Source organism: Oleiphilus sp. HI0125 (assembly GCF_001635355.1).
In genome coordinates this window covers 1-2,007 of the sequence record NZ_LWGF01000094.1, presented here as the reverse complement: position 1 = coordinate 2,007, position 2,007 = coordinate 1, and the positions used below count along the sequence as shown (strand labels likewise).

The following is a 2,007-nucleotide window of genomic DNA, read 5'->3' as shown; positions in this document are numbered from 1 at the left end:
GCCGTACTATCCATTCGAAGAAGATTGCATCCATTGGCACGAAACCGCAAAGGCAGCTGCTGACCCTTTTGGCGAAAACGTATACGACGAACATAAGCGCTGGTGTGATGAGTATTTTTATTTAAAACATCGTGAGGAAACACGCGGTGTTGGCGGTTTATTTTTCGATGATTTGAACGAATGGGGCTTTGAGCGTTCTTTTGCTTATATGCAAGCGGTAGGTGATAGCTACACAAAAGCTTATGTCCCAATTATTGAGAAACGAAAAGACCATGAATATGGTGAGCGCCAACGTGACTTTCAATTATATCGCCGCGGTCGCTATGTTGAGTTCAATTTAGTGTTTGATCGTGGGACATTGTTTGGTTTGCAGTCGGGCGGACGAACAGAATCAATTTTGATGTCACTACCTCCGCTTGTTAAGTGGGGATACAACTGGCAAGCAGAAGAGGGCTCAGAAGAAGCGCGACTTAATGCATTTTTATCGCCACGAGATTGGTTGAAGGGGTAGTACAAATATGGATCGTTATGCGGTGATTGGAAATCCAATTGAACACAGTAAATCCCCATTTATTCATGCCCAGTTTGCGAATAAAACTGGCGAACAGCTTGTATATGAGCGAATCTTGGGCCGTATCGATGCTTTTGAGGAAGACGTAAAAGACTTCTTTTCAGACGCTAATAACAAAGGTTTAAACGTAACTGTTCCATTCAAAGAAAAAGCCTTTGCAATGTGTGACGTTCTCAGTCCTCGGGCTCAAATTGCCGAAGCGGTAAATACGCTCTACATGAAAGATGGCAAACTTTATGGCGACAATACCGATGGGTGCGGGCTAGTACGAGATATTCAAGAGAATTTTCAGGTCTCGTTGGCAGGAAAGCGCGTCTTACTGATTGGTGCAGGGGGGGCATCTAAGGGTGTTTTACTCCCGATTCTTGAGGCAGCTCCAAGTCAGTTGGTAGTTAGCAACAGAACTTTTTCTAAAGCTGAACAGCTTGTCGGCCGATACAAACAAAGACCTGAAATTGTTGCATGCGGTGCAGAGTTAACAGCAGAGAGTTTTGACGATTTATCGAGTGCATTTGATCTGGTGATCAATGGAACTTCTGCTAGCCTTTCAGGAGAGCTTCCGAAAATTTCTTCTGAGATCTTTTCAAGCGAAACGCATGTTTACGACATGATGTACGGGGACCAAGAGACGGTCTTCAATTGTTGGGCCAAAGACAGCGGCGCAACAATGACCATGGATGGTTTAGGTATGCTTGTAGAACAGGCGGCGGAAGCATTTCGTGTGTGGCGAAATGTTCAACCTAATACCGCGCATTGTATTGCAGCACTACGATAACGATCGGCATAAAACGAAAGCAGGTAAAGTATGGATTTAGCGACCCTGATAGGGATGCTAGCTGGTGCGGCAGTTATTATCGGCGCAATTTTGCTGAACTCCAGCATTTTGGATTTCGTCAATATCCCAGGTCTAGGGATAGTGATTGTTGGCACACTGTTTATCACCTTGATCAAGTTCCGTTTAAGTACGATTGGCGATGCTTTTAAGCTCGCATTTTCGACTGTCTTTATGGATAAAACGGAAAACCCAGTAGTCTTGATTGGGCAGGTGCGCGAATTAGCAACTGTTGTTCGTAAAGAGGGCATTCTCGGTCTTGAAAACGTAGAGATCGAAGATGAATTCTTGAAGAAAGGTATAAGCCTTTGTATTGACGGTCACCCACCAGAGTTTATCGAAGAGATTCTGATTCAAGATCTGAGTCAGCGTACTGAGCGTTACGAGACGGCTGAAAAAGTATTTAAAGGAATGGCGGAAACTGCGCCAGGAATGGGGATGCTTGGAACGCTAGTGGGTCTCGTTCAGATGTTGAATGCGATGTCTGACCCGTCTTCTGTTGGTCCTGCGATGGCTGTGGCCTTGTTAACAACCTTCTATGGGGCATTTATTGCACAGTTGATTGCTATTCCATGCGCCGAAAAATTAGGCATGAAAGCGACCG

At 44.9% G+C, this 2,007-nt stretch carries 3 protein-coding genes; all 3 read left to right on the top strand.

Translation table 11 applies throughout. The annotated features are described in order from the left end of the window. The coding region (locus A3762_RS01545; RefSeq protein ID WP_156493119.1) for a coproporphyrinogen III oxidase at positions 1-511 on the top strand (511 nt) is incomplete at its 5' end. Between the two features lie 7 nt (positions 512-518). Beyond that, entirely contained in the window at positions 519-1,346 is an 828-nt protein-coding gene (aroE, locus tag A3762_RS01540; RefSeq protein WP_068483317.1) for a shikimate dehydrogenase, read from the top strand. A gap of 30 nt (positions 1,347-1,376) precedes the next feature. Then, positions 1,377-2,007 (top strand): MotA/TolQ/ExbB proton channel family protein (locus A3762_RS01535; protein WP_068753770.1); only part of this gene is annotated, 631 nt, incomplete at its 3' end.

Bases quoted from the DNA above. Each gene is read 5' to 3' on its own strand.
- aroE (WP_068483317.1), top strand. From the start codon at position 519: ATGGATCGTTATGCGGTGATTGGAAATCCAATTGAACACAGTAAATCC.